2 pseudogenes are annotated in these 1,015 nt (G+C 73.4%); both read left to right on the top strand.

The features are described from left to right. Positions 1-451 (top strand): annotated as a pseudogene (locus tag GT354_RS55180) (hypothetical protein); the annotation flags it as partial. Between the two features lie 381 nt (positions 452-832). Continuing rightward, a pseudogene (locus tag GT354_RS42820) lies at positions 833-1,015 on the top strand (deaminase); the annotation flags it as partial.

The raw sequence follows: 1,015 nt of genomic DNA, 5'->3' as shown, positions 1-1,015 counted from the left end.
GCTCGCCCTGCCGGGCACGGTCGACGAAACCTGCCGCCCCGTGCACGCACCCCGGCCCGGTGTACCCGCCGGGCCTCGGGAGAGCGACCCGACACCACCCTCGCCGCTCACGGCACTACCCTCCCCGTTCGCCCACGGCAGCCGCCTGTACAAGCCAGGCGCGCACGTCGTGTCGACGCGCCGACTCGGCGAGGTCACCGAAGCCCTGACCCACACCGTCGCCGCCCACGGGATCATGTGTATGTACGGCGACCCCGGACACGGCAAGGCGATCGCGCTCCACCAGGCGCTGCGCCTGCTCCCACGCCGTGTCCCGGTACGCCGCGCGCTCGTGGCGGTGAGACCGGCCCTGCCCCGGCTGCGCGCCGCGCTGCTCACCGCGTTCGGCCTGCCCGCCGCCCGCCGACGAACCGCACTGACGCGTTCGATCGCGCGCTCCCGGGTGCTCTGAACGCCCCGGGCGCGCTCGTGATCGACGACGCTCCGGTGCGTCACCGCTCCCCCGAGTCGGCCTTCCTGCGCCTCCCGGCGGGCGTCCGTGCCATCCCGGCCGAGCCGGTCGCTCCGGGAACGGGTCGCCGCGCCGTGCCCGCACCCGGCGCGTTCGTCGCCCGCATGTCGAGGTCGAAGCTGCGGGGACGTCGCGGCGCGGGTGGGGAAGTCCGCTCCGTGGACGCCCTCGGCGCCCGTCTCCAGGGTGGGGTGCCGTCGGCGATCGCGGTCCGGGTGCGGGGGAGGATCCGGCCCTCGATCGGCCGGTCGAACAGGGCGGCCGATGAGTTTGTGGCTCCCGGCGGGTCCAAGGTGTGACACTCCAGGAAGGGACACCGTCATGTCGGAGCTTCTCGTCGATTTCATCACCTTTCTCGACGGCCACGCGTCGGGGAAGGGTTGGCTCGGGTTCTGGGGCCTGGAGGGTCCGGAGTACCTCGCGTGGCTCGGCGACAGCCGAGGTCACCTACCTGATGGGGGCGAACACCTATCGCCTGATGTCGGGCTTCGCCGCAGGCGAGGT

This window comes from Streptomyces sp. SID3343 (genome assembly GCF_009865215.1).
Lineage (GTDB): Bacteria > Actinomycetota > Actinomycetes > Streptomycetales > Streptomycetaceae > Embleya.
The sequence above is the reverse complement of the archived record's forward strand: the minus strand, read 5'-3'. Positions and strand labels throughout refer to the sequence as shown.